The sequence below is a fragment of the Staphylococcus sp. AntiMn-1 genome (assembly GCF_001663395.1).
Taxonomy (GTDB): domain Bacteria; phylum Bacillota; class Bacilli; order Staphylococcales; family Staphylococcaceae; genus Staphylococcus; species Staphylococcus equorum.
Map to the genome: position 1 here is coordinate 570,321 of NZ_CP012968.1, position 23,473 is coordinate 593,793.

Sequence of the window (23,473 nt, forward strand, 5' to 3'; positions counted from 1 at the left end):
CATTTGGGTATATACTATTTAGATAATCATTTAGGAGTGAAATTTATGCAGGAACGTTCCCGAATCAAATGGTCGAGTTTAGTGATTGGCGTCATTTTTCTAATTATTGGCGTGTTTATTTTAAGTTTTCCTGAAGAAAACTTATTTGCTATTACATGGCTCATAGGTCTACTATTTATTATTAACGGTTTTTTAGAAATTTTCGTTCGTCGTGTAATGAAAAAAACAGATAAAAATGCCTCAACCATAGTACTTGTACTTGGTGTAATTAATATTATTTTAGGGTTATTGATTTTATTTAATATCGTTACAAGTACGACATTTATTGTTTATTTATTTGCTATTTGGTTTATTATTAATGCGTTATTTAATATGTTTACGGTAACGCCACTTGAAAAATCAAATAAAGGTTTTCATATTGTATCGGTTATTTTGAACATTATTACCGTTGTTTTCGGTATTATTTTACTGTTCAATCCACTTATGGCGGCAATTTTAGTTGCTATCTTCATGAGTGCGGTATTCTTTATTATTGGTATAACTTATATCATTAAAGCATTATCTTAATGATCCGTAACTTATAAATAATTAAATAGGGCGTATTTTGAAAAATCACGCTAGAAAGCGCACTACAAGTCGTCTTGTAGTGCGCTTCTCACATTTTCATAACAATTATATATATATTACTTTAAATATGTTATAAAAATAAATTTTACTATAAAATTATTATAATGTAAGGTTATTGCATTGCTGAAATCCTATGCTATACTAAAAATTGTGGAGAACAACAAGAATTAACATCTCAGACTAATCCACATTTAGTTCATTGTTATATTGGAATTGCCATCCTAGTATAACTAACTTCAGAACGAAAGAAAGCATACTGATTAGGGCTTACATACCAGAATGCTTTCTTTTTTTATGCTATTTTTTAACTTTTTTTCTAACATTATTCAACGTATTAAATAACCAATATTTTGTTTTCTTAATTGGTTTATAAAAATCGCCGATTAATTCTTCAATTTGCACATTAAATCCACGTTTAAAGCGATATACTCCGTAATCTTCACTATTTTCAGTGAAATCGCCTGATAAACCATAGAAATTGTAGCGACCATAACCATTGTCAAAACAATAGTTCAACATGTACCAATGCATCATATAAGGTCCCATATATTGATTATATTTTTCTGATGAACCACCAGAGAAGTAGTTTACTTCATATGCATTTGCAAAATAAACACCAGCAGCTAAATTTAATATAGCACCATCTGTTAATCTTAATTCACTTGCATGCATTAACTCTTTTTTATCATGCTCTATTTGTTTATCCAGTTCTGTAATTTTCTTCAACTGTTTATCTGTTTTATTTTCATTCTGCATGATTTGATCTCTACGTGATTCTTTATCATTAATACTCTCTTGTGTATTTTCAATATATTCATTTAAGTCTATATATGCTAAAGGTATTAAAGCTTTATCACCATAGTTATCAATAAAATTATAGAAATATTCATCTGTTTTAGATACGAAGCCAGCACGCTTTTCAGTTTCTCGATAAAGATCTAAGAAAAGACCGAATTCATCTCTATTTAACAACCTAACTTTAACACCAAAATTGATTGCTTTATTGATATTACGTTTTCTTTGGCTATCAAATTGTTTTTTTAGAGAAGCTGGTGTTTGTCCATCTAAGTTCAATACACCCATCCATCTTACTTGGCTAGATGTATCATATTCAGTCGTAAAGCCGTGATGTGTATACCCATGAGATTTAAATAAGTTGACTAATGCGTCATTCTTATCTGGTTCTGGCAATGGATTGATATCTTTATCGTATATTTTATAGATCCAGTACGGGTCCATTTTGACATATAAACAATTATGGTGTTGAAGATAATGATCTAATTCACGTAAATAGAAATCTACTAAACCTAAATCATTGTAATCCATAACTGGACCACGATTAGAATAATAAACATAGCTTCCCATTGTAGGAATTTTAGAGAAAAGACTAGCAGCAATAACCTGATTGTCGTCATCTTTTAAGCCTAATAGTACAACTTGAAATCCATCTTCTTCTCTTGTTGCAATATTTTCTTTTACTTGAAAGTAATGACTCTCTAATGCCGGGTTTTGTACAAAATTGTCATACTCTTTGACGGTTAACTCTGTAAATTTCATTCTAGCTTAGTTCCCTTCTATAATTTATATCTACTTCTTAATATCTTTTAGTTTTTTTAATGTCGTATAAATTTTGTACATTGGCTTATTAATAGGTTTTACAAAATCTCCAACGTATTCTACGACTTCGGCATTAAATCCTTTTTTGAATTTCACTACGCCTGCATCTTCCGCATCTTCTGTGAAATTACCACTGATACCGTAGAAGTTATATCTATCTATATTATTGTCAATAGCGTAATTAATCATCTTCCACTGTATCGCATAACTACCAGCAAAGTGTCTAAATTCATTTGAAGTACCACCTGCATAATAAACCACTTCATAGGGATTAATAATAAAGTAAGCTGCAGAAATTGGTAATTCATTACCGTGTTCAGCCTGTAATGATTGCGCTTCTTCTATTTTTTGTTGATTTGCAATAAGCTGTTGTTCTAAATTATCTCGTTTATTATAAGCCTTTTTATTTTCAGGTCGCTTTTCTATATCTTTAATCGCTTTGTTAATATCTTTACTTAAGACATCACGCTCTGCTTTTAATTCTTCGATATACTCATCGAAGTCCATATAAGCTAATGGAACCAAGATACGATTCTTATAATATCTCAATCTATTATAATAAAAGCTATCTTCCCTATCATCAAATTCTTTTGATTCAGATGTATCTTCCATAAACGAGCGGAAGATTGGTAATTCGTCTTCTTCTAAGAATCTTACTTTAACACCATTCTTCTGAACTTTTTTTGTATTACGTTTACGTAGACTATCCATACCGTTAAGTACATCTTTAGCTGTTTTACCTGCTAAATCTAATACTGAATGGTATCTAATTTGAAGAATTGGATCAAAGCCAGTTAAAAATCCTTGGTGTTTGTATCCTAATTGTTTCATTTTGTCGAAAAACCAGTCATGACCAGCATTTTCTAACACTTCTCCGTCATGGTTACGATATTGATAAGCTAAATAAGGATCAACTCTTAAATGTAAACCTTTATGTTTTTTAACATATTTAGTTAATTCATTAAAGAAGTAATGAACAAGTTCTTTATTTTCAAAATCTATAACAGGTCCTCTGTTTGTATAAAAATATTTATAAAACTTCATTACTGGTACTGCAGTAAGTAAACATGCTGCAATGACTTCGTTTTCATTGTTTTTAATACCAACTAAGTGCGTTTCTGTACTTTCTGCAATTTTCAATTCGTAGTTTCCTACCATTTGTGTGAAATGACTATTTGGCATATTATCTGTAAATGTACCGAACTCTTTAGCAGTTAAATTCGTAAATTTCATTTTGTATACTCCTATTTGTTTATAATTCTTTTTTATTTGAGTTTAAACTTCAATCTTGATTATTATACAATAACCATTTATAAAACTAAATCAATAGCATATATAAATTCATTATACATGAACTTTATGTATGACTTATTATATCACTACTTTTATTTTAACAAAGAATGAGCAATTAAACACATTTGCCCATAGTTATAACAACAAAAACTGGAAAACTTAATAAGTTTTCCAGTTTTCTTTATAGTTGGGAGTGGAACATGTATATCTGTCCCACTCCCTATCATACTATGTTCTAATTTAAAGCGTCTCGTAATGTTTCACCTATTACTACGCTTGATTGTGGATTTTGACCAGTAATAAATTGGTTATCTGTTTCTACGTGTTCAGTGAAGTTGTCTTGAGTTACAAATTGAGCACCTTGGTTTTCTAATTCTGACTGAGTTAAGAAAGGTACTTTGTCCTCAAAGCCCATTGCACGTTCCTCTTCATCTGTAAATGCAGTTAACGTCACACCCTTCACTAGGAAGTTACCTTTCTTATCTTTAGCACCGACAAAAGCACTCGGTCCGTGACATACAGATGCAATAATTTTATCATCTGCTTTAAAGTCAGCAAGTACTGAAGCTAACTTCTGATTATGCGCAAAATCAAATACAGTGCCGTGACCTCCTGGTAAATATACAGCGTCATATTGACTCACATCTATATCTTCTATACTTGATGCTGATTTCGTTTGCTCAACAAATGCTTTATATTTATTAAGCTCACCATTCTGTGTGGAATTGGGATCTAATGGGACTTCCCCGCCATTTATTGTAGCAATATCTACATTAATGTTTGCTGCTGTTAATATATTATAAGGTTCACTTGCTTCTTCTAACCATAATCCTGTTGGTGTACCATCTTCAAATTGGTTTACACTTGTTATGATAAACAAGACTTTTTTACTCAAATTATGTCACCTCTTTTAAAAAATAAGAGAATAGCTATATTTTATTCTATGAAATTGCATCACTTTAAATTACATGCTACATACTTCAAAAATGTATTCTCTCTTAGTAGCGTACCCATAATTCCAACGTATTACACACACAATGCTTTATTCACTTTTTTTATCGAGCGCACTTCTAATAGAATTAAAATAGCTGACTGTGTCTTCTTTTGGATCTCGTGCTAATCGTTTAACAATTTCACTCCCTATAACCACACCATCAGAAGCTTCTATGATATCTGATACATGTTTTGGTGTACGAATACCAAATCCTGCAACCACCGGCACATTGGACATTGATTTTATATGTTTAATTCTATCTTTAAGTTCAGGATGGAACTTACCATTTTCTCCTGTTGTCGCATTCATTGTTACTGTATAAATAAATCCTTCCGCATCTTGAGCGATTTGATTACTACGTTCTTCAGATGTCGTCATAGCAATGAGTGAAATAATATTCACTTTTCTGTCAGGATGACGTTCTTTTAATTGTTGCACAAGTTCATGTGGCAAATCAGGAATGATTAAACCGTAGACACCTGCTTTTTCACAAGCTTTAAAAAATGCATCTTCTCCATAAAAATTAATAATATTATAATAAGTCATTAATACATATTTACTTGATATTGAGTCACGATGTTCAGTAAGTTGATCTAAAATATACTGAATATTGACGCCTTCTTCTATAGCTTTGCTACCAGCGTCCATAATGACTGGTCCATCAGCCACTGGGTCTGAAAATGGCACACCTACTTCAACAATATCAGCGCCTGCATCACTGACGGTTTTAAGATTTTCAATAAAAGATTTATTACCCATAATATATGGAATGAATAGTTTACGCATTAGAATCACCGCCTTCTTTCATATAATTTCTAATCGTTTCCATATCTTTATCGCCACGTCCCGAAACTGTAACAACAAGAATTTCATCTTTGCCCATCGTTGGTGCTAACGTTTCTACATAGCTTAATGCGTGTGCACTTTCTATAGCTGGAATAATACCTTCAGCTTTTGTAAATCTAACTAAAGCATCCATCGCTTGTTTATCACTTGCAGTTGCAAACTTCACTCTACCTATATCGTGATAATACGAATGTTCTGGTCCAACACCAGGATAATCTAAACCTGCAGATATGGAATGTGCTTGTTGAATTTGACCATTTTCATCTTGAATGAGATACATTTTAGTACCGTGTAATACGCCTTCTTTACCTTTGTTAATCGCTAGTGCATGTCTATCTGTATCATAACCTTCACCTGCAGCTTCTACGCCATATAATTTCACATCATCTTGAACGAATGGATAGAATGTACCAATGGCATTAGATCCACCACCAACACAAGCTACAATTGCATCTGGTAAACGCCCTTCTTTTTCTTGAATTTGTGCTTTGATTTCTGTACCGATGATTTTTTGTAAATCTCTTACAATAGTTGGAAATGGATCTGGTCCTAAAGCTGAACCTAATAAATAATGCGTATCATCTACATGGCTTACCCAGTATTGTAATGCTTTATTAACAGCGTCTGATAACGTCCCTTGACCTTCAGTTACAGATTCAACTTTCGCACCTAATAATTCCATTCTAAATACGTTTAACGATTGTCTTTTAATATCTTCTTCACCCATAAATACTACCAATTCCATATCAAATAATGCAGCAACCGTCGCACTCGCAACACCATGTTGACCCGCGCCTGTTTCAGCAACAAGTTTATTTTTACCCATTCTTTTGGCTAATAGTGCTTGGCCTAATGCATTGTTTATTTTATGCGCACCAGTGTGATTTAAATCTTCACGTTTTAAATAAATTTTGGCGCCACCAAGGGCTTCTGTATATGAATCAGCATATGTCAATGGTGTTTCACGACCAACATAGTCTTTAAGGTAACCATCTAATTCTTCTTGAAATTTAGGGTCTGCTTTGGCTTCTTGATAAGCTTGTTTCAATTCTTGAATTGCTGGCATTAACGTTTCTGGTACGTATTGACCACCATAAGCACCGAAGAAACCAAATTCATCTGCTTCTGTTTGTATGTTTTTATTCATAATTAATTTGCTCCTTTTACGAGTTTAATAATTGCTGCCATTTTTTCCATATCTTTTTCATTATTTGTTTCTATGCCACTAGCGATATCATAGCCTTGATGTTCTAAATCTAAAGATGTTACAGCTTGTATATTGTCGTAATTCATACCGCCTGCGATTAAATAGTTAACATCGTTGAGTGTTTTTAACATTTCCCAATCATATACTTTACCTGTACCACCATAAGACTTCGATGGTGTATCAATAATAAACATATCTACATTATCTTTATAATAATCAATAGCTGTCGTTAATGTTTGTTGGTCTGTTGCGGGTAAGGCTTTGATAACTTTAATGTTCGGATTACTTTTTTTAATAAAATGTACAGTTTCTAACGGTTCATTACCATGGAGTTGAATTGTTGAAATCTGCGTCTGCGTTATCAAATTGGTAATCGTGTCATAATCTGGATTAACAACGATGACTACTTTTTCTTTATCGTCAGGTATAACTTCAGTCAATTGTTTAATGGTTGGAATATCAACATATCTTTTACTCTTTGGAAAATGAATAAACCCCATTGCATCAATATTTAAGTCTTTTGCTTTGTTTACATCGGCTAATGTGCGGAAGCCACAAAACTTTAACTTCATCGTTGTACCTTGTCTAATTTTAGACCTGGTAAGAATTGACTTAAGTCATCACATTTCATTAATGATTCACCAATTAATAAACCATCTATACCCGAATCAACGATATTTTGAACATCTTGCTCATCTTTGATACCACTTTCTGAAATATAGTAATAACCTGTTTTTTTATCTTCTAAAATCTCATTTGTATGCAAGACATCTGTAATGAAACGCTTTAAATCTCTATTATTCACGCCGATAATTTTCGGATCTAATTTATATGCACGTGCCAATTCTTCTTTATCATGAACTTCTACGAGCACTTCTAAATTTTGCGATGTAGCATATTGATATAGTTCTCTTAATTCTGGGTCAGTTAAAACGTTAACGATAAGTAATATTATCGAAGCGCCTGCTTTTTTAGCAACATCAATTTGAATAGGATCTACTACAAAATCTTTACACAATACTGGTAATGATGTTTCTGTTGTCAATGCTTGTAAACGTTCATAGCTACCACCAAAATAGTGTTCATCAGTTAATATAGAAACTGCATTCGCGCCATGCGCTTCATAATCTTTCACTTGTTGCGCTAAGTCTCTTGCTGGTAATCCATCAAGTGTTGGACTTTTAGATTTAATTTCAGCAATTACCCCAAGTTGATTTGAATCGTCTAATTGTGATTGGAATGTTTTTTTATGTGAAATATCCACTGCTTCTAGTGTTGATAACTTATCTTCATAATAGCCTTGCTCTAGTAAACCTCTTTTATATGTTACAATCTCATCCAATATAGTCATACGTTTTGCCTCCCATTTTATTATATTGCGCTAAAGCTTTACCACTTTCTATTAATGCTCGTGCTGCTTTCACACCAGCTTCTATTGTTTCAGTTTTTTCTGCTACATAGAGTGCGATGCCTGCGTTCAAGATAACAACATCTCTCTTAGCACTATGATCTGTTCCATTTAATATATGCTTCGTGATTTCTAAATTGTCTTGTGGTGTACCTCCAACAAGTGCTTCGTTTGGCGCATAATCTAAACCTACATTTTTTGCATTCAGCGTATATTGTTTAATTTCTTCATTTGCTGTTACTTCATAAATAATATTGTCGCCAGATAATGTAGCTTCATCCATGCCATTTGCACCGTATACAACGATTGCTTTTTTACGTCCTAAATCTGCTAAGGTTTGTGCAATTTTTTCTAATTTTGATGTTTCGTAAACACCCATGACTTGATAATCTAATTTAAAAGGATTAATGATTGGCCCAGTAATATTAAATATTGTTGGATTGCTGATACCTTTTCTGATAGGTTGAATATTTTTCATTATCGGATATGTTTCAGTAGCATTTAAAAAGACCAATCCATTGTCGTCTAATTGTTTTGGTGTATCTTCAACAGTGCTTGACTTAATAGCCATTGCATTTAACAAATCCGTGCTTCCAGATGATGAAGTGACACTTTTATTACCATGCTTAATGACGGGTACACTTGCACTAGCGATAACAAAAGATACAGTTGTTGAGATATTAAAACTATTTGATTTATCTCCACCTGTGCCACAAACACACATAGCATTAGGATAGTACGGTTGTTCACGATACATAGAATGGATTAAACTATTTGATATATAAGTTAACTCCTCTTGTGTAGTTTCTTTTTCAGAAAACGTTTCGAGTAACTCGATTTTTACGCTGTCTTCTAGATTTTTAGAAATAAGTAATTCTATAAATTCATTCATTTGTGTTTGGTTGAGTGGTTTATATTGTTTTAACTGTGTTTGTAGCTCCATCTTCTGTTACCTCCTTCATTATGTTTAAAAAGTTATTAATGATTTGTTTACCATGTGCCGTAGCAAATGACTCGGGGTGATATTGAATCCCATAATGTAACAATTGTGTGTGTTCAAATGACTGTATGCAATCTTCTGTTTGTGCCGTTATTGTTAATGTTTCAGGTAGCGTTTGAGGGTTACTCATCAATGAATGATACCGCATAATTTCTGAATATTCTGGAATATCAGTGTATAACAATGTTTCTTTTGTGATACGCATTTGGTCTTTTTTACCATGTTTTATATAATCACATTGGATAACATCGCCACCATGATAACAAGTCAAAGCTTGCGACCCTAAGCAAACGCCTAAAATCGGTTTATTTTTATAATGATCAATGATTTGCATTAAATCGTTTGTATCTAATGGATGGCCAGGACCTGGTGAAATGATTACTCCGTCAATATTCAGATTATATATAGATGGGTCATCCGGATATTTAACTATCACTTCTTCTTTCTGTGCAATCATATCTACTAAGTTATAAGTAAATGAATCATAATTATCAACTATAAGTATCATGGTGACACCTCCAATAAGCTTTTAGCTTTTAATTTTGTCTCTTCAAGTTCTTTTTCTGGTATTGAATCATAAACCACACCACACCCTGCTTCCACATTAATGTGCGTGTCATCAATCATCATTGTGCGAATCGCTAATGCGAAATCTAAGTCGTGATTACAATTAATATAACCAATACCGCCACTGTATACGCCACGTTTTTGTGGTTGTACTTCATAGATACGTTGAATCGCTCTTAGCTTAGGTGCGCCTGATACAGTACCTGTAGGTAATAAACTCGCAATCACTGTCATCGGTGAATAATTGTCTTTAAGCTTTCCAGTAACTTCACTAACGATATGCATCACATGTTCGTAACGTTCAATTGTCATTAATTTACCGATTATCGAAGTCCCTGTTTCACTTACACGATGGATATCATTTCTACCCAAATCAACAAGCATACTGTGTTCGCTTAATTCTTTTTCATCGTTTTTTAAACTTGCTTCGTTTGCTTGGTCCTCTGCTTCAGTAGCACCTCGTTTTATCGTTCCAGCAATTGGATTAGTCACTACTGTTTGTCCTTTTACTTTTACAAAGCTTTCCGGTGAACTACCAACGACAATCGGCTGATCCATATTCAAGTAATACATATATGGACTTGGATTTTGACGTTTTAAATTTTGATAAAGCTGATAAGACATGGCTTGTAATTGTTGACCAAAATGATGTTCGTAACTATAAACGATAGATGGTACAACTTGGAACATATCACCTTGTTGAATAAGTGACTTCATTTTACTAATTGTATTAATAAATTGTTCAGGTGCAATATTTGATTTGATCTCTTTTTCTGTAGCTATATGTTCAAGCTCAGAAGGATAAATCGTAATTTGTTTTAATTCTTCTACACGTTTTGCCACGCGTGCTTTTAATTGCTCGTCATTTTCTTTTGAAAATAAGTTTGTTGCAATAACGTATAAATGCTCTTTGTAATGATCAAATATATATGCATCTTCAACCATATGAAACTTAGCATCATGTTGTGGATGATCTTCAAGATTGATTTGTTTCAGTACTGGGAATTCATGTCTTACTAAATCAAAACTACATGACCCTACAAAACCAGAAATAAAAGGTAATAACGCTAATGCTTCGTCTTCAATTTCTGCTTTATATTGATCAATTAAATCTTTCATTTTTTTATAAGGTTGCTCATGTTCTATTCTGTTTTCTTCTGGTGTACATACAGTCATTGTTTCATTATCTAACGTGATTGAACCGTAAGTATCGAAAATCACTATAGAATAACGCCCCTTTAGTTTCGATTGTTCTGAACTCTCTAATACGATTTTATTTTCTCTCAATCTTGCTAACGCTTCTGGTGTTACTTCTGCATTTAATCTTTGATATTGCACTTTCATTTTATTTTCCTCCTCATAAAAAAATCAGCATCCTTAAACATTGTTAAGGACGCTGACGCGCGGTACCACCTAAATTAGTAGATATATACTTGCTTTGATCTACTCTCTCATTGATTTATTCATTTGTTATCCAACAAAACCCAATTTCAGTATATGTAGGTGTTAGTTTCCATCAACCACTAACTTTCTGCTTGTTACCTTTACATCACTTACTTCATTTTGCTTTCTTATTTTTTGGTATATAAAAAACACCACACTAACGCATATCTGTAAGGACGCGTTACCGTGGTGCCACCTTAGTTAACAAATTATTTGTTCACTTTAAATATTATAATTTTTAATTACATCTAAAAGCCCAATTCACATTATATGTAGTGCTAATTTCCATCAACCATTAGCTTTCTGCTTGCTACATGTCATATATGCTACGTTATCTTTCAAATGGCAACCTAAGTTGCGAAAAGTAATTACCTAGTATGCTACAAGGATATTTTTAATTTGTCAACATTTGAATTTATATTAATTATTATTTTACTTTAAGCGATGATTATTGTTGAAATCATTTTGGTTATACTTTTTGAAGTTGGTTTTGAATACATAACCCCAATGACTAGCATTAAAATAGGCATAATAATAATGACATATATCGCCTCACTACCAAAAAAGTTAGTGAAAAATGCTAAAGCAAAAATAATGAATAATATTAAAAACAAAAGGTTTAAGATTACTGTTTTTTTCATTCTGTATCTCCTTTTCATAAAACAAAAGTTACATTCAAGCTTATTTTTAGCATAGATTATCATCTTTGTACATGGAATCCGCTGAATTTCCATTACTATTTTATGATATTTTATATGAAAATCAATTATTTATTATCTATGAATACGATGCTTAATAAACAAAAATAGAATAGAATATATTTTTAATATTATAAATGATATAATATTAGTGTCGTCTATCTCTCAGGTGTCAATATGACGTAGAGAGGAGGTGCATATTAATGATCGAAGCTCTTGTTCATACCACTGTCACAGTAATTAGTGGTTGCATCGTTACCTTATTTGCGTATTGGTTACGTAATCGTAATGACAAGTAAAAGGCGACATTAACCACACCAAAAAAACCCCCTAGCTATTAGTGGTAGCGAGGGGGTTGGTGCATTCAATGCACGAAACTCTTGTTAAATATATTATAACATCATATATAGGGGCATTGCAAAATTAAATAGATAATCTAGGGTTCAATATATTTATGATTGAATCGGTGCTAAACAATAAGCATGTAACAATGCTTGTGTCGCTTTTAGTGAATTAATATGCGTACGTTCTAGTGCATGTGATGATTCGATACCTGCACCGAATAAGCCATGTTTTATATCTGCACCTGCTTTTAATGCTGCTGAAGCATCAGAACCATAATATGGATAAATATCAACTTTGTATGGGATTTTATTTGTTTTACATAGATTTACGAGTTGTTCACGTAATGCCTTATGATATGGACCTGATGCGTCTTTAGCGCAGATAGAAACCGTATATTCATCTGAAGCTTGACCGTCCCCTAAAGCACCCATATCGAATGCAATAAATTCAACAATATTTGATGAGATTGAAGCATTGGCACCGTATCCTATTTCTTCATTATTAGAAATGTAAAATTGTATCGTATGCGGTAATTTGAGATTTTCTTTTTTAACTGTTTTTAAAAACTCTATAATCATGGCAACACTTGCTTTGTCATCTAAATGACGTGATTTTATAAAACCCGAAGATGTGATTTGTGTTCTAGGATCAAAACTTATAAAATCACCTACCTCGATACCTAATTGTTCTGTATCTGCTTTTGTATTTACCTTTTCATCTAGTCTTACTTCCATATGGTCTATGTTTCTAGGCTCATTATCATTATTACGATATACATGTACGCTTGTTTCATGTAGACATATTGTCCCTGTGTAAGTTTGTCCTGCAGAAGTTTCAATTTCGCAATATTCCCCTTCTATTGCGTTATAACTAAAGCCACCAATTAAATCTAATGCTAAGCGACCGTCTTCCTTAATTTCTTTTACCATCGCACCTAATGTATCCACATGGGCTGTAATACATTTATGGTCTTGATTATTCTCGCCTTCTACAGTAATAATCAACGCGCCTTTGTTAGTAATATGAGTCGTATAACCTAACTTTTCAACTTCATCTTTAACGTATTTAACTGCCTTTTCTGCATGCCCTGAAGGACTATTAATATTCGTTAATGCTTGAATTGTCGTAAAAATGGATTCCGTCATACTATACCCTCCTTATATGTATATCTTTAGTTTAACTGTTATTTTCTAAAATTGGTAAGATTCTGAATAGAAATTCCTATTTGATAACAGTAATGCTAAACGCAAAAACTTTATCCTTTTATACAAATAGTATAAAAAAACTTTAAAATTGATTTACAGCATATGGAATTTATTATAAAAATATTGTAACAAATTACATCTCATAATAAGGTGGATGAATTATATTGAAAAAATTAATTTTAAATATAATTATGTGGGCTTTGTTTATAAGAAGCATAGTAACTTTGATAAATTGGTTTAATGGGAACAGTGACGTAAATATTATAATTATATTTGTCTATTTAGCTATTCTAACTTGGGTAATCATTTATCTCGGTTATAGCTTGGTTAAAAATCACCTTTATAAGAATATTAAAAAATGAGTCTTAATTCATAAAAGACTCATTTGCTTTTAATATGAAACTTTATTGCGATCAAGATCCAGTAAAAAAATCATACTTTGTACATTAAAACACAAATAACTTATATTTTTATTACAATTTAATAACCTCTACTGCAGTCTACTTGATTGGATAATGTTTCATCTCTTTCTATATGCTCTAATGTGTTATAGAAGCATGAAATAGCATCATCTAAATCTGTTAATGCTGAAATATGTGGCGTTATCGTAACATCTTCCCTGTGCCATAACTCTGATGATTTGGGTAATGGTTCTGACTCAAAGACATCTAATACTGCATGTCTGACTTTTTCAGAATCTAGTGCCTTTATAAGATGATTTGTATCAACACCCTGTCCTCTACCAACATTTATAAAATAAGCATTGTTTAAATAACTAAAGATTTGTTCATTAAATAGTTTTTCAGTTTGTTGTGTTAACGGTAAGGTACTAATAATATAATCCGATTGTTCAATCAATGGTTTGGATGTTTCTAACGTATTTACTTGTTTAAAGTACCTTTTGTTTTCTCCACTACTTGAAACACCGTATACAGTTGTGCCAAATGACGATAAAACTTTTGCTATTACTTTTCCAGTTTCACCAGTGCCGAATATCGTTATCGTTTGATCTTTCAAGGCAGCGGGTGTTTCGCATGACCAGATCTTATCTTTTTGTTGGGATTGGAATAATTTGTGATGTTGCAAATCTTTTAATATATAACTCAAACAATATTCACTCATTTTTTCTCCAAAGTCACTCACAGTTCTAGTTAATACCGTATTTGATGTCTTCCAGCCATCTATTGCTAAAAAATTATTTACACCGGCATTAAACGCATGGACCCAACTTACCTTAGCAGGATGAAATACTTTACTAGGCGCAAAGCCTACATAAGCATCTGCCCACTCCATATCACCTTCTGAAATCATATCAATCGATTGAAAACGCAAATGATACTTTTCTAAATGCATCAAATATTGCTGAAAAGCAGATTCATATTGACCAGCAATCAAAATATTTTGTATATTCAATTTCACCACTCCTATATAATTTAAATACTTTTTATTTTGTTTTTATTCTTTCATACATAAATCTTTATTGAATTATCTCATACCTTTTCATCATACAAAGTATATATCAATTCATTAAATTATAACTTGCTTAGTAAGTTAAATCTTCATTTCAGAATTTATGCATATTGCGAAATAACATTTGCTGCTTTACAATGTTACTATTCTGAAAATTTTGATAGAGGTGATTCGCACAATGAAACAAATACTTTTCGTTGGCTTAGGTCTTATTGGCGGAAGTCTAGCGAGTAATTTAAGATATTATCATGATGATATAGAAATCACAGCTTATGATGCAGATACCTCTCAATTAGATAAAGCTTTATCTATAGGTATTATTGATTTTCAATCGACAGATTATAAATCGAGCGTTGAAAGTGCAGATATCATCATTTACGCAACACCGGTACAACAAACGATAAAATACTTACAAGAATTACCAAACTATCATATGAAAAAGAATGTGATTATTACAGATACTGGCAGTACAAAGTCAACCATCCAACAATATGAACAACTTCTTTTATCTCACGATATCCATCTGATTGGTGGACACCCTATGGTGGGTAGTCATAAGTCAGGTGTGTTAAATGCTAAAAAACATTTATTTGAAAATGCATTTTATATACTCGTTCATGATGAATCAGCTAATGATATGGCTTTTGAAGAAATCCAAAGTTTATTAAAAACTACAGATGCGAAGTTTATTTCTATAACTCCAAAAGAGCATGATTTCGTGACAGGTGTCGTAAGCCATGTCCCCCACATTATTGCTTCGAGCTTGGTACATTTAAATGCCAAACATGCTGATGAATCTAGCCTTGTAAAAACACTTGCAGCTGGTGGCTTTAGGGATATCACAAGAATTGCGAGTGGTAGCCCTGTTATGTGGCGAGACATTACGATTGAAAATAAAAACACAATCTTAACTATTTTAAACGAATGGAAAACACAAATGGAAGATGTTATTGCTCTCATTGAGCGTGATAGCTCTGATGACTTATATGATTTTTATAACGATGCTAAAATATATCGTGATGAACTTCCCCTTAAATCACAAGGCGCGCTATCTATTGAGTATGATCTATATGTGGATATTCCGGATAAATCGGGTATGATAAGCAAAGTTACAAATATCTTGAGTTTACATAATATTTCTATAAGCAACCTAAGAATTTTAGAAGTGCGTGAAGATATTTATGGTGCATTACGTATTAGTTTTAAAAACCCAGAAGATCGCAAGAAAGGTGCTGAAGCACTGAGCGATTTTGATACTTATATAGCCTGATTTAATTAATAAGCCAAACGCTAATAAAGACGTTTGGCTTATTTTTATATTTAACATTATTAATTCCTAACTATTATTTAATAATGATAGTGATTTGAGCTGAATCTTGCGAAAAAAGCACGAGCCGAAGACTATAGGCTGATGCTGTGATCGAGAATATCGCGTACAAATCAATGCTTTACGTCGAATAATTTTATCAACAGGTTTAAACACTTCATTATCTAATATGCTAAGCATTTTTTACATCTTATGACCTGCCATGAGTCCTAGACGGCCGTGTTTTGTACCCGCATCAGTATAAGATACAGCTTTAGATACGATGCCTCGACCAAATTTCTGATGTAAGGCATCAATGGTTTTTGCTAATTTTTCATTTCTTTTTCTTTCATATTCATCTATAAACAAGTTTAACTGTCTGTCTTTTTCATCTATAAATTTCGTTAATGAAACACTTACAGTTCTAAATAACATAGTATGATCACATAATTTATCTGCGAAATGTTCAACGACTTTATAAATTTGCTCTTCCAAATTCGTCGGATCCGGTAAGGTGTATTGTTTATTAACGCTACCTTCATCACTATAACCAAATGAAAAATGAATTGTTTTTGCTAATTGATTTCTTGCCCTAACACGACTAGCAACATCTTCAATCAACTCACGCATGACAACCTTAGCTTCTTCATAATGATAATCGCGCATCAGTATTTGACTCTTACAAATCGACGGATTCATTACTTCATATTTATCTCTTACTCTACTTTGGTCTATGCCATTCGCATGTAAATGTAAATCAACGCCTACAATCCCTAAATCTCTCTTTAAATATTGATAAGGATAATTGGCTAAATCACCTATAGTAAAAATACCTCGTTTATTCAATTTTGCTTCTGTTTTCCTACTAATTCCCCAAAATTCACTTAACGGCTGAATAGGCCAAAGTTTATTCGGGACATCTTGGTAACGCCACTCTGCAATTAAACTAGAAGAATGTTTCGCTTCTACGTCCATTGCGATTTTACTTAAAAGCATATTTGAGCCAACACCAATAGAACAGTTAATTCCTGTTTCTTCTTCGATCTCACATTGCAATTTTTCACAAAAAGAATGAATCGTAGTACTAAAACGGTGATAGCTATCCGTAACATCCATAAAAAACTCATCAATACTATATTGATGTAGATCTTCTGGCGCTACATAACGTAATGCAATTTTTGATATTGCTACGGACACTTCCAAATATTTTCTCATACTCGGATTAATAATATATATGTCGCTTCTATGTGGTATTTCGAACAGTCTTGACCCAGTTTTAATACCTAGTGCTTTTAAAGGTCCTGTAGCAGCTAAAACAACTGATCCTTGTCTCTTCGTATCGGCAACAACGGCTAATTTCTCCTTCAATGGATCTAATCCTTTTTGAATACAAGACACACTTGCAAAAAAACTCTTTTGGTCTATACACAATACATCTCTTTCTTCCACTAGATTATAATCATACATATCAAATACCTCCCTCAATTAATTCTATTATATACGAACAAGTGTTCTCATTCAATACTAATAAGAACAATTGTTCTGTTTTAATTGTTTTTAGAATTTTGAGAATTTTCATGATATAATAAGTTCAAACTGTTATAGGAGGAAATACATATGCCAATCGTTAATGTAAAATTATTAGAAGGTCGTTCAGATGATCAACTTAAAGATTTAGTCTCTGAGGTAACACAAGCTGTAGAAAAAACTACAGGCGCTAATAAAGAAGCAATACAAGTTGTTATTGAAGAAATGAAAGCATCACACTATGGTGTTGCTGGCGTTAGAAAATCCGACCAATAAATTATCTATGCTAAATTTATACTTATAGACAACCTCAAACAAAAATTTTAATGACAAAACAAAAGGTAGGCAATCATAAAAATGACTGTCTACCTTTTGTTTTGTCATTACCACATATGGTAACTTCCTTATATTATTCGTTTAAAAACTTCTGAACTTCTTCTTTATTTTTCGCTTTATCGATTTCTAATGCACTACCATCACCAAATGTTTGAATATCTTGGTAACTTCCTTCGACAGGTAACGTTAGAGAATCAACATTTTTATCGCCTCGAATACCAAAGTTTAAACCTGCTTGCATAATTGCAGAGTCTGGCATGTTCGTATTCAAGTAACCTCTTAAAATACCAGCAACACGTGGCAATTTAGGAAGTGTATCGATACTTGCAAGTTCTCCTTTAAGTGCTTGCATCACTTGTTGTTGTCTACGGACACGACCAAAGTCCCCTTCAGCATCATGTCTAAATCTAGCATAACCTAAAAGCTCTTTACCATTTAATCGATGGTGACCTTCTTTCAGTGATACACCTATATTTTTCGACATATCTTTTTCAACATCTATAGGTACACCGTTAGGTTCTAGTTCATCAATCATTTTTTCAAAACCAGTAAAGTCTAAAATAGCGTAATACTCAGGATCTACACCTAAGTTTTTCTTCAGCGTTTTTCTCATTAATTCTGGACCGCCTATAGAATATGCAGAGTTAATCTTATGTTGCCCATTTCCAGGAATATCCGCATAGATATCACGCATGACAGACATCATTTTCAACTTTTTATGCACAAAATCATATTGAGCAATCATGATAGAGTCTGTTCTGGAGATACCGCCTTGCTCCTTATCTGCACCTAACACCATGACTGTAATCTTACCATCATTTTTTTGAGCACCATTAAATTTATGCTCTTTCAGTGTTTTACCATGGTCTTTAGCATAATCAATACCTGAATTATAACCATGAATTGCATAACCAATCACTATCGCCAATAGGATAATGATAATTAAAATAATGAAGGGAAGCTTTCTAATCCGCTTCTTTTTCACCCTTCGTAAAGGGGCTTGTGTTGTTTCTTCGTTCGCATCTGATGTACTTCTTTTTTTGTCCTTATTCATTAGTATCAACCTTATATCTTCAAAATTGCACTTCTATGTACTATAATTAACATATATTAAAGTTATATAAAAAGAGTATAAAAATCAAGTAATATCTTAATATATGGTACTAAGGTCTAATACAGAAAGGATGTTAAGCATGAATATAAACAAAGCATACTTCGCCGGAGGTTGCTTTTGGTGTATGGTCAAGCCTTTTGACACGTATGAAGGTATTGAACAAGTAACCTCTGGTTATATGGGAGGTACAGTTGATAACCCGTCATATGAACAAGTCAAGACTGGCAACACTGGGCATTATGAAACCGTCGAAATCGAATATGATGTCGCATTGTTTTCATATAATAAATTATTAGAAATTTTCTTTTCTGTAATAGATCCAACTGATGACGGCGGACAATTCCAAGATAGAGGTTCACAGTATAAGACAGCTATTTTTTATTCTAATGACAATCAAAAGGAAGTAGCTGAAACGTATATCGAAAAATTAAAACACACGATTAATAGAGACAAAGCAATTGCAACTCAAATCTTGCCCGCTTCTAAATTTTATAAAGCTGAAGCAGAACATCAAGAATTTTATAAAAAAAATCCAGAGCGTTATGCCGAAGAACAAGATGAACGTCAAAATTATAAGCATTAACAAATCAATCATAAAAGCCGGAGCATATCTTCTATGCATCCGGCTTTCTTATACTATATGATCGTACTCACTTATTAATATGCTATAGCGTTTCAAGCTATTTTTAGCTACTACTCTTGTTTTTTCATTTCTAATGGAATCTTATTCTTCTTCTCTATTTCCTTACCATTGTGTAAATCTATTACTGTTTTCAAACTTTCTTCACCCATCAAATCAGGTTGTTGCGCGACCGTAGCATATAACTTACCTTTGTCTACTGATTTAATTGCATCTTCATTACCATCGAAACCAATAACTTTAATATCTTTGCTGCCAACCGCTTCTATTGCGCCTAATGCCATTTCATCATTTTGTGCAAAGATGGCTTTAATATCTGGATGTGCTTGAATAATATTTTGAGTTACGTTCAATCCTTCTGTTCTATTAAATTTCGCACTTTGTTTGGATACCACATCAAGTGAGTCATCTGCTACGTTATGGAACCCTTTACCACGTTCTCTTGTAGCACTTGCCCAGGTATACCTTCTAACTCTGCAACTTTAGTACCTTTTCCAAATTTATCAACGATGAGGTTTGCAGCCATTTCCCCACCTTTAACGTTATCTGACGCAATAAATGAAGCGACTTCCCCTTTAGCAACTTCTCTATCTAAGGTTACTACTGGTATATTCTGATCATTCGCTATTTGTATACTACCAGAAATTGCATCTGAGTCTGTAGGATTCACAATAAGATAATCTACATTTTGCTGTATTAAATCATCAATATCGTTTGCTTGTTTTGCTGCATCATCTTGCGCATCTGCAAACTTCACTTTAACACCTTGTTTTTTTGCCTCGTCTTCAATACCATCTTTAATTTTCACAAAAAATGGGTTGTTTAACGTGGATATACTTACACCGACGACAATATCAGATTTTTTCTTATCTGACTTACCACCATCATTATTTTCCAAAGGAGACTCAAGTGAACATCCTGTTAAAAATAATAAAATAGCAATTGCACTGATTAATATTTTTTTCATCTTGTTAACCTCCCACACTATTTATTCTTTCTATCAATTAATACAGCTATGATAATCACTACACCTTTAACAACCTGTTGATAGAATGATGAAACTCCTAATAAGTTCAAACCATTGTTTAACACACCGATAATAAGTACACCGATTAATGTACCGAGTATGCGTCCCTTACCACCCGTAAGTGATGTACCACCCAGTACAACGGCTGCAATCGCATCTAGCTCATATGACATCCCTGCTGTTGGTTGAGCAGAGTTTAAACGTGATGTTAATATTGCACCTGCCATTGCCGACATTAAGCCAGCTAAGCTATAAATCATGATTTTTAATTTATTTACTTTAATACCAGAAATAAATGCTGCCTTCTCATTACCTCCCATAGCATAAGTTTGTCTACCAAATACTGTTTTATGTAGCAAAATATATAAAATGATAAACGTAACAAACATTGTGACTGCCGGAACAGGTATGCCTAAAAAGTAACCACGACCAAATAATTGGAATGCATAGCTCCCATTTAAGTTTGTAATCGGGTTACCATCCGTAATTACGAGTGTTAAGCCCCTAAAGACGGTCATAGTAGCCAACGTTGCGATAAATGGTGCCATCTTACCTAAAGTAATTAACAAACCATTAACTGCCCCTAAAACTGCACCAAAGATACATCCAAGTAATAGGGCAATTATTGAATCTACACCTGATACCATTAAAATTGCTACCATTGCACTTGATAACGCCAATGTAGAACCGACCGACAAATCAATACCGCCCGTTAAAATAACAAATGTCATACCAAATGCAATGAGTCCATTAATCGATACTTGTCTCAGTAAATTAAATAAGTTGGATGGTTCTAAAAATGCACTGTTTAATGCACTAATGATAATAACTAATAAGATTAACCCAATAAATGGAATTATTTTTTCTAAATATGAAATTGATAATTTAGACTGTGTCATGTACTTCCCCTCCAGTAGCTAATGTCATAATACGTTCTTCTGTTAATGATGCTTTCTCTAACACGCCTGCAATATTTCCTTCATGCACAACGGCCACTCTATCACTCATACCTATGATTTCAGGTAATTCTGATGAAATCATAATGATAGACATGCCTCGTTCGGTCAATTCATTCATCAATTGATAAATCTCTCTTTTCGCACCTACATCAATACCACGCGTAGGCTCGTCTAATATGAGAACATGTGGCGCAGTCGCTATCCATTTGGCAATCACAACTTTTTGCTGGTTACCACCTGATAAATCCACACAAGCATCATTTTTCTTACCTTTAATATTCAAGCGTTGAATCATTTGTTCTGCATATTGCTCCATAGAACTTCGTGTTAAAAAGCCGGATTTCGAAAAACTTTTCAACGCTGGTAATGAGATATTTTCTAATATTGAATCTTGCAGCACCAAACCTTCTTCTTTTCTGTTCTCTGTGATAAATGCTAAGCCTTGTTTGATAGATTGATTAGGATTATTTATCTGTAATTGTTTATTATTGAGCGTTACTTGCATATGCCCTTTATCTAAACCGAACAATACACGCATAATTTCAGAACGTCCTGCACCCATCAATCCGCTAAAACCTAAAATTTCACCTTTATGTAGATTAAAGTGAATATCATTCAATTTATGTTCAGTTGAACTGAGGTTTTTAACAGAAAGAACAACTTCCTCATCTTGTGTGTAATGTCTATCTGGGTATTGATTATCTAAGTCTCTACCAATCATTGCCTTAACAATCTTCGCATTTGTTGTATCTGCAGTTGCAGAAGTTAAAATAGAACGTCCGTCTCGCATTACTGTAATACGATCTGAAATACTGAAAATTTCTTCCATTCTATGAGAGATATAGACAAATGACACGCCTTCACTTTTTAGTTTTCGAATTTGTTCAAATAAAATATCAATCTCGTTATTTGTTAATGCTGCAGTAGGCTCATCCATAATAATGACTTTTGAATCTTGCATTAAAGCTTTACTAATTTCTAACATCTGTTGCATACCTACAGATAAAGCACCCGCTTCTTTATTTAAGTCAATATTAATATTCAACTTTTTGAAAATAGCATTCGCCTGTTTTTTCATCGCTTTATTATCAACAATACCTAAGAACTTTGTTTCCTCTTTACCGAGAAATAAATTTTCTAATACCGTTAAATTAGGCCATATATTTAACTCTTGTTGTATGAACGACACACCATTAAGTTCCGCGTCTTTGGTATTTTTAAATTGAATCGCTTCACCGTTTTCTTCCACAGACCCACTATCCGACTTATATACACCAGTGAGTATTTTCATCAATGTACTTTTTCCAGCACCATTTTCTCCCATTAAGGCATGTATCTCACCATCACCGATTTCAAAATCCACGCCTCTTAATACGTCATTTTGCCCAAATGATTTATATATTTGTTCCATCTTTATCATCTTATTCACCCCTTAAAATAAAACACCGCTTGTTAGTACGACATTAGCAAATGGTTTAGCTTCGCCTGTGCGAATGATGGCTTTAACTGTTTTACTTTGGACTTTGAATTGCTCATGTGATGTCGTTTGAATTTCAATATTTTCATCTGATAATGTCTGGTATAATGTCGTGTTTTGCGTTATCATTTCTTCAGCTAATGTCATTTGCTCGATTTCCATATGTTTTTTTATAAGATTAAACACTTCTATAAAAGAAGGCTTTCCAAATTCCAATGCTAGATCAATCTTTTTCACACCTTCTGGAACTGGAAGTCCACAATCTGCAATGATAATTTGATCTGTATGCCCTAAATCACTTAACAATTTTGAAATTTCACTATTTAATATACCTGTCTTATACATTCAATCACTCCTAAAATTTTAT

The 23,473-nt window shown here is 32.9% G+C and carries 23 protein-coding genes and 1 pseudogene; 5 read left to right on the forward strand and 19 right to left on the reverse strand.

Translation table 11 applies throughout. From position 1 onward, the window contains the following. Window positions 1-45 precede the first annotated feature (45 nt). A complete protein-coding gene (locus AOB58_RS02885) occupies window positions 46-567 on the forward strand; it encodes an HdeD family acid-resistance protein (protein WP_021338822.1) in 522 nt (173 codons plus the stop codon). A gap of 357 nt (window positions 568-924) precedes the next feature. Here the strand turns inward: AOB58_RS02885 and AOB58_RS02890 are convergent, their stop codons facing one another. The 11 genes from AOB58_RS02890 to AOB58_RS02940 form a co-directional block, all read right to left on the reverse strand. After that, the gene (locus tag AOB58_RS02890) at window positions 925-2,184 is read right to left on the reverse strand and encodes an aminoacyltransferase (protein ID WP_002507659.1); all 1,260 of its coding nucleotides are present in this window, start codon (window positions 2,182-2,184) and stop codon (window positions 925-927) included. A 30-nt stretch (window positions 2,185-2,214) separates the two neighbouring features. Beyond that, window positions 2,215-3,477: an aminoacyltransferase gene (locus tag AOB58_RS02895; RefSeq protein WP_002507660.1), complete on the reverse strand. Its 1,263-nt coding sequence runs from the start codon at window positions 3,475-3,477 to the stop codon at window positions 2,215-2,217. A gap of 295 nt (window positions 3,478-3,772) precedes the next feature. Further along, window positions 3,773-4,432 (reverse strand): type 1 glutamine amidotransferase domain-containing protein, encoded by a 660-nt coding sequence (locus AOB58_RS02900; protein WP_021338821.1) that lies wholly within the window; start codon window positions 4,430-4,432, stop codon window positions 3,773-3,775. 147 nt (window positions 4,433-4,579) lie between these two features. Further along, window positions 4,580-5,317: a tryptophan synthase subunit alpha gene (trpA, locus tag AOB58_RS02905; RefSeq protein ID WP_021338820.1), complete on the reverse strand. Its 738-nt coding sequence runs from the start codon at window positions 5,315-5,317 to the stop codon at window positions 4,580-4,582. Next, on the reverse strand, window positions 5,310-6,524 hold the full coding sequence (gene trpB, locus AOB58_RS02910) for a tryptophan synthase subunit beta (RefSeq protein ID WP_021338819.1): 1,215 nt from the start codon (window positions 6,522-6,524) through the stop codon (window positions 5,310-5,312). The genes trpA and trpB overlap by 8 nt, the downstream gene beginning before the upstream one ends. A 2-nt stretch (window positions 6,525-6,526) precedes the next feature. Beyond that, entirely contained in the window at window positions 6,527-7,156 is a 630-nt protein-coding gene (locus AOB58_RS02915) for a phosphoribosylanthranilate isomerase (RefSeq protein WP_021338818.1), read from the reverse strand. Continuing rightward, window positions 7,153-7,935: an indole-3-glycerol phosphate synthase TrpC gene (gene trpC, locus AOB58_RS02920; RefSeq protein ID WP_002507665.1), complete on the reverse strand. Its 783-nt coding sequence runs from the start codon at window positions 7,933-7,935 to the stop codon at window positions 7,153-7,155. Before trpC ends, AOB58_RS02915 begins: the two co-directional genes overlap by 4 nt. Beyond that, window positions 7,919-8,935 (reverse strand): anthranilate phosphoribosyltransferase, encoded by a 1,017-nt coding sequence (gene trpD, locus AOB58_RS02925; protein ID WP_021338817.1) that lies wholly within the window; start codon window positions 8,933-8,935, stop codon window positions 7,919-7,921. Before trpD ends, trpC begins: the two co-directional genes overlap by 17 nt. After that, entirely contained in the window at window positions 8,904-9,500 is a 597-nt protein-coding gene (locus AOB58_RS02930) for an anthranilate synthase component II (protein ID WP_021338816.1), read from the reverse strand. Before AOB58_RS02930 ends, trpD begins: the two co-directional genes overlap by 32 nt. Next, complete coding sequence (locus AOB58_RS02935; RefSeq protein ID WP_021338815.1) at window positions 9,497-10,903, reverse strand: anthranilate synthase component I; 1,407 nt, start codon at window positions 10,901-10,903, stop codon at window positions 9,497-9,499. Before AOB58_RS02935 ends, AOB58_RS02930 begins: the two co-directional genes overlap by 4 nt. Window positions 10,904-11,439: 536 nt before the next feature. Then, window positions 11,440-11,643, reverse strand: a complete 204-nt coding sequence (locus AOB58_RS02940; protein ID WP_237283167.1) for a hypothetical protein — start codon at window positions 11,641-11,643, stop codon at window positions 11,440-11,442. A 260-nt stretch (window positions 11,644-11,903) separates the two neighbouring features. Between AOB58_RS02940 and AOB58_RS13525 the strand changes: the two genes are divergently transcribed. After that, entirely contained in the window at window positions 11,904-11,999 is a 96-nt protein-coding gene (locus AOB58_RS13525; RefSeq protein WP_002512389.1) for a type I toxin-antitoxin system Fst family toxin, read from the forward strand. A gap of 153 nt (window positions 12,000-12,152) precedes the next feature. On the opposite strand, the gene AOB58_RS02945 is transcribed toward AOB58_RS13525, so the two are convergent. Continuing rightward, a complete protein-coding gene (locus tag AOB58_RS02945; protein ID WP_021338813.1) occupies window positions 12,153-13,190 on the reverse strand; it encodes a M42 family metallopeptidase in 1,038 nt (345 codons plus the stop codon). A 540-nt stretch (window positions 13,191-13,730) separates the two neighbouring features. Further along, window positions 13,731-14,663 (reverse strand): D-2-hydroxyacid dehydrogenase, encoded by a 933-nt coding sequence (locus AOB58_RS02955; RefSeq protein ID WP_046465294.1) that lies wholly within the window; start codon window positions 14,661-14,663, stop codon window positions 13,731-13,733. Window positions 14,664-14,898: 235 nt separating this feature from the next. Here AOB58_RS02955 and AOB58_RS02960 point away from each other — a divergent pair, with 235 nt between their 5' ends. After that, window positions 14,899-15,990: a prephenate dehydrogenase gene (locus AOB58_RS02960; RefSeq protein WP_021338810.1), complete on the forward strand. Its 1,092-nt coding sequence runs from the start codon at window positions 14,899-14,901 to the stop codon at window positions 15,988-15,990. 240 nt (window positions 15,991-16,230) lie between these two features. On the opposite strand, the gene AOB58_RS02965 is transcribed toward AOB58_RS02960, so the two are convergent. Beyond that, complete coding sequence (locus tag AOB58_RS02965; protein ID WP_021338809.1) at window positions 16,231-17,493, reverse strand: Y-family DNA polymerase; 1,263 nt, start codon at window positions 17,491-17,493, stop codon at window positions 16,231-16,233. 150 nt (window positions 17,494-17,643) lie between these two features. Here AOB58_RS02965 and AOB58_RS02970 point away from each other — a divergent pair, with 150 nt between their 5' ends. Next, window positions 17,644-17,829, forward strand: a complete 186-nt coding sequence (locus AOB58_RS02970; protein ID WP_002507674.1) for a 2-hydroxymuconate tautomerase — start codon at window positions 17,644-17,646, stop codon at window positions 17,827-17,829. A 133-nt stretch (window positions 17,830-17,962) separates the two neighbouring features. Here the strand turns inward: AOB58_RS02970 and AOB58_RS02975 are convergent, their stop codons facing one another. After that, window positions 17,963-18,943: an LCP family protein gene (locus AOB58_RS02975; RefSeq protein ID WP_002507675.1), complete on the reverse strand. Its 981-nt coding sequence runs from the start codon at window positions 18,941-18,943 to the stop codon at window positions 17,963-17,965. A 139-nt stretch (window positions 18,944-19,082) separates the two neighbouring features. Here AOB58_RS02975 and msrA point away from each other — a divergent pair, with 139 nt between their 5' ends. Continuing rightward, window positions 19,083-19,586: a peptide-methionine (S)-S-oxide reductase MsrA gene (gene msrA, locus AOB58_RS02980; RefSeq protein WP_031265910.1), complete on the forward strand. Its 504-nt coding sequence runs from the start codon at window positions 19,083-19,085 to the stop codon at window positions 19,584-19,586. A 110-nt stretch (window positions 19,587-19,696) separates the two neighbouring features. On the opposite strand, the pseudogene AOB58_RS02985 reads toward msrA, so the two are convergent. The 4 genes and pseudogenes from AOB58_RS02985 to rbsD all read right to left on the reverse strand — a co-directional run bounded on the left by AOB58_RS02985 (window position 19,697) and on the right by rbsD (window position 23,451). Further along, window positions 19,697-20,610 (reverse strand): annotated as a pseudogene (locus AOB58_RS02985) (substrate-binding domain-containing protein). A gap of 17 nt (window positions 20,611-20,627) precedes the next feature. Continuing rightward, window positions 20,628-21,569, reverse strand: a complete 942-nt coding sequence (locus AOB58_RS02990) for an ABC transporter permease (protein ID WP_002507678.1) — start codon at window positions 21,567-21,569, stop codon at window positions 20,628-20,630. After that, complete coding sequence (locus AOB58_RS02995) at window positions 21,556-23,049, reverse strand: sugar ABC transporter ATP-binding protein (RefSeq protein ID WP_046465293.1); 1,494 nt, start codon at window positions 23,047-23,049, stop codon at window positions 21,556-21,558. The genes AOB58_RS02990 and AOB58_RS02995 overlap by 14 nt, the downstream gene beginning before the upstream one ends. Window positions 23,050-23,061: 12 nt before the next feature. Beyond that, window positions 23,062-23,451 (reverse strand): D-ribose pyranase, encoded by a 390-nt coding sequence (gene rbsD, locus AOB58_RS03000; protein WP_021338805.1) that lies wholly within the window; start codon window positions 23,449-23,451, stop codon window positions 23,062-23,064. Window positions 23,452-23,473: the final 22 nt, after the last annotated feature.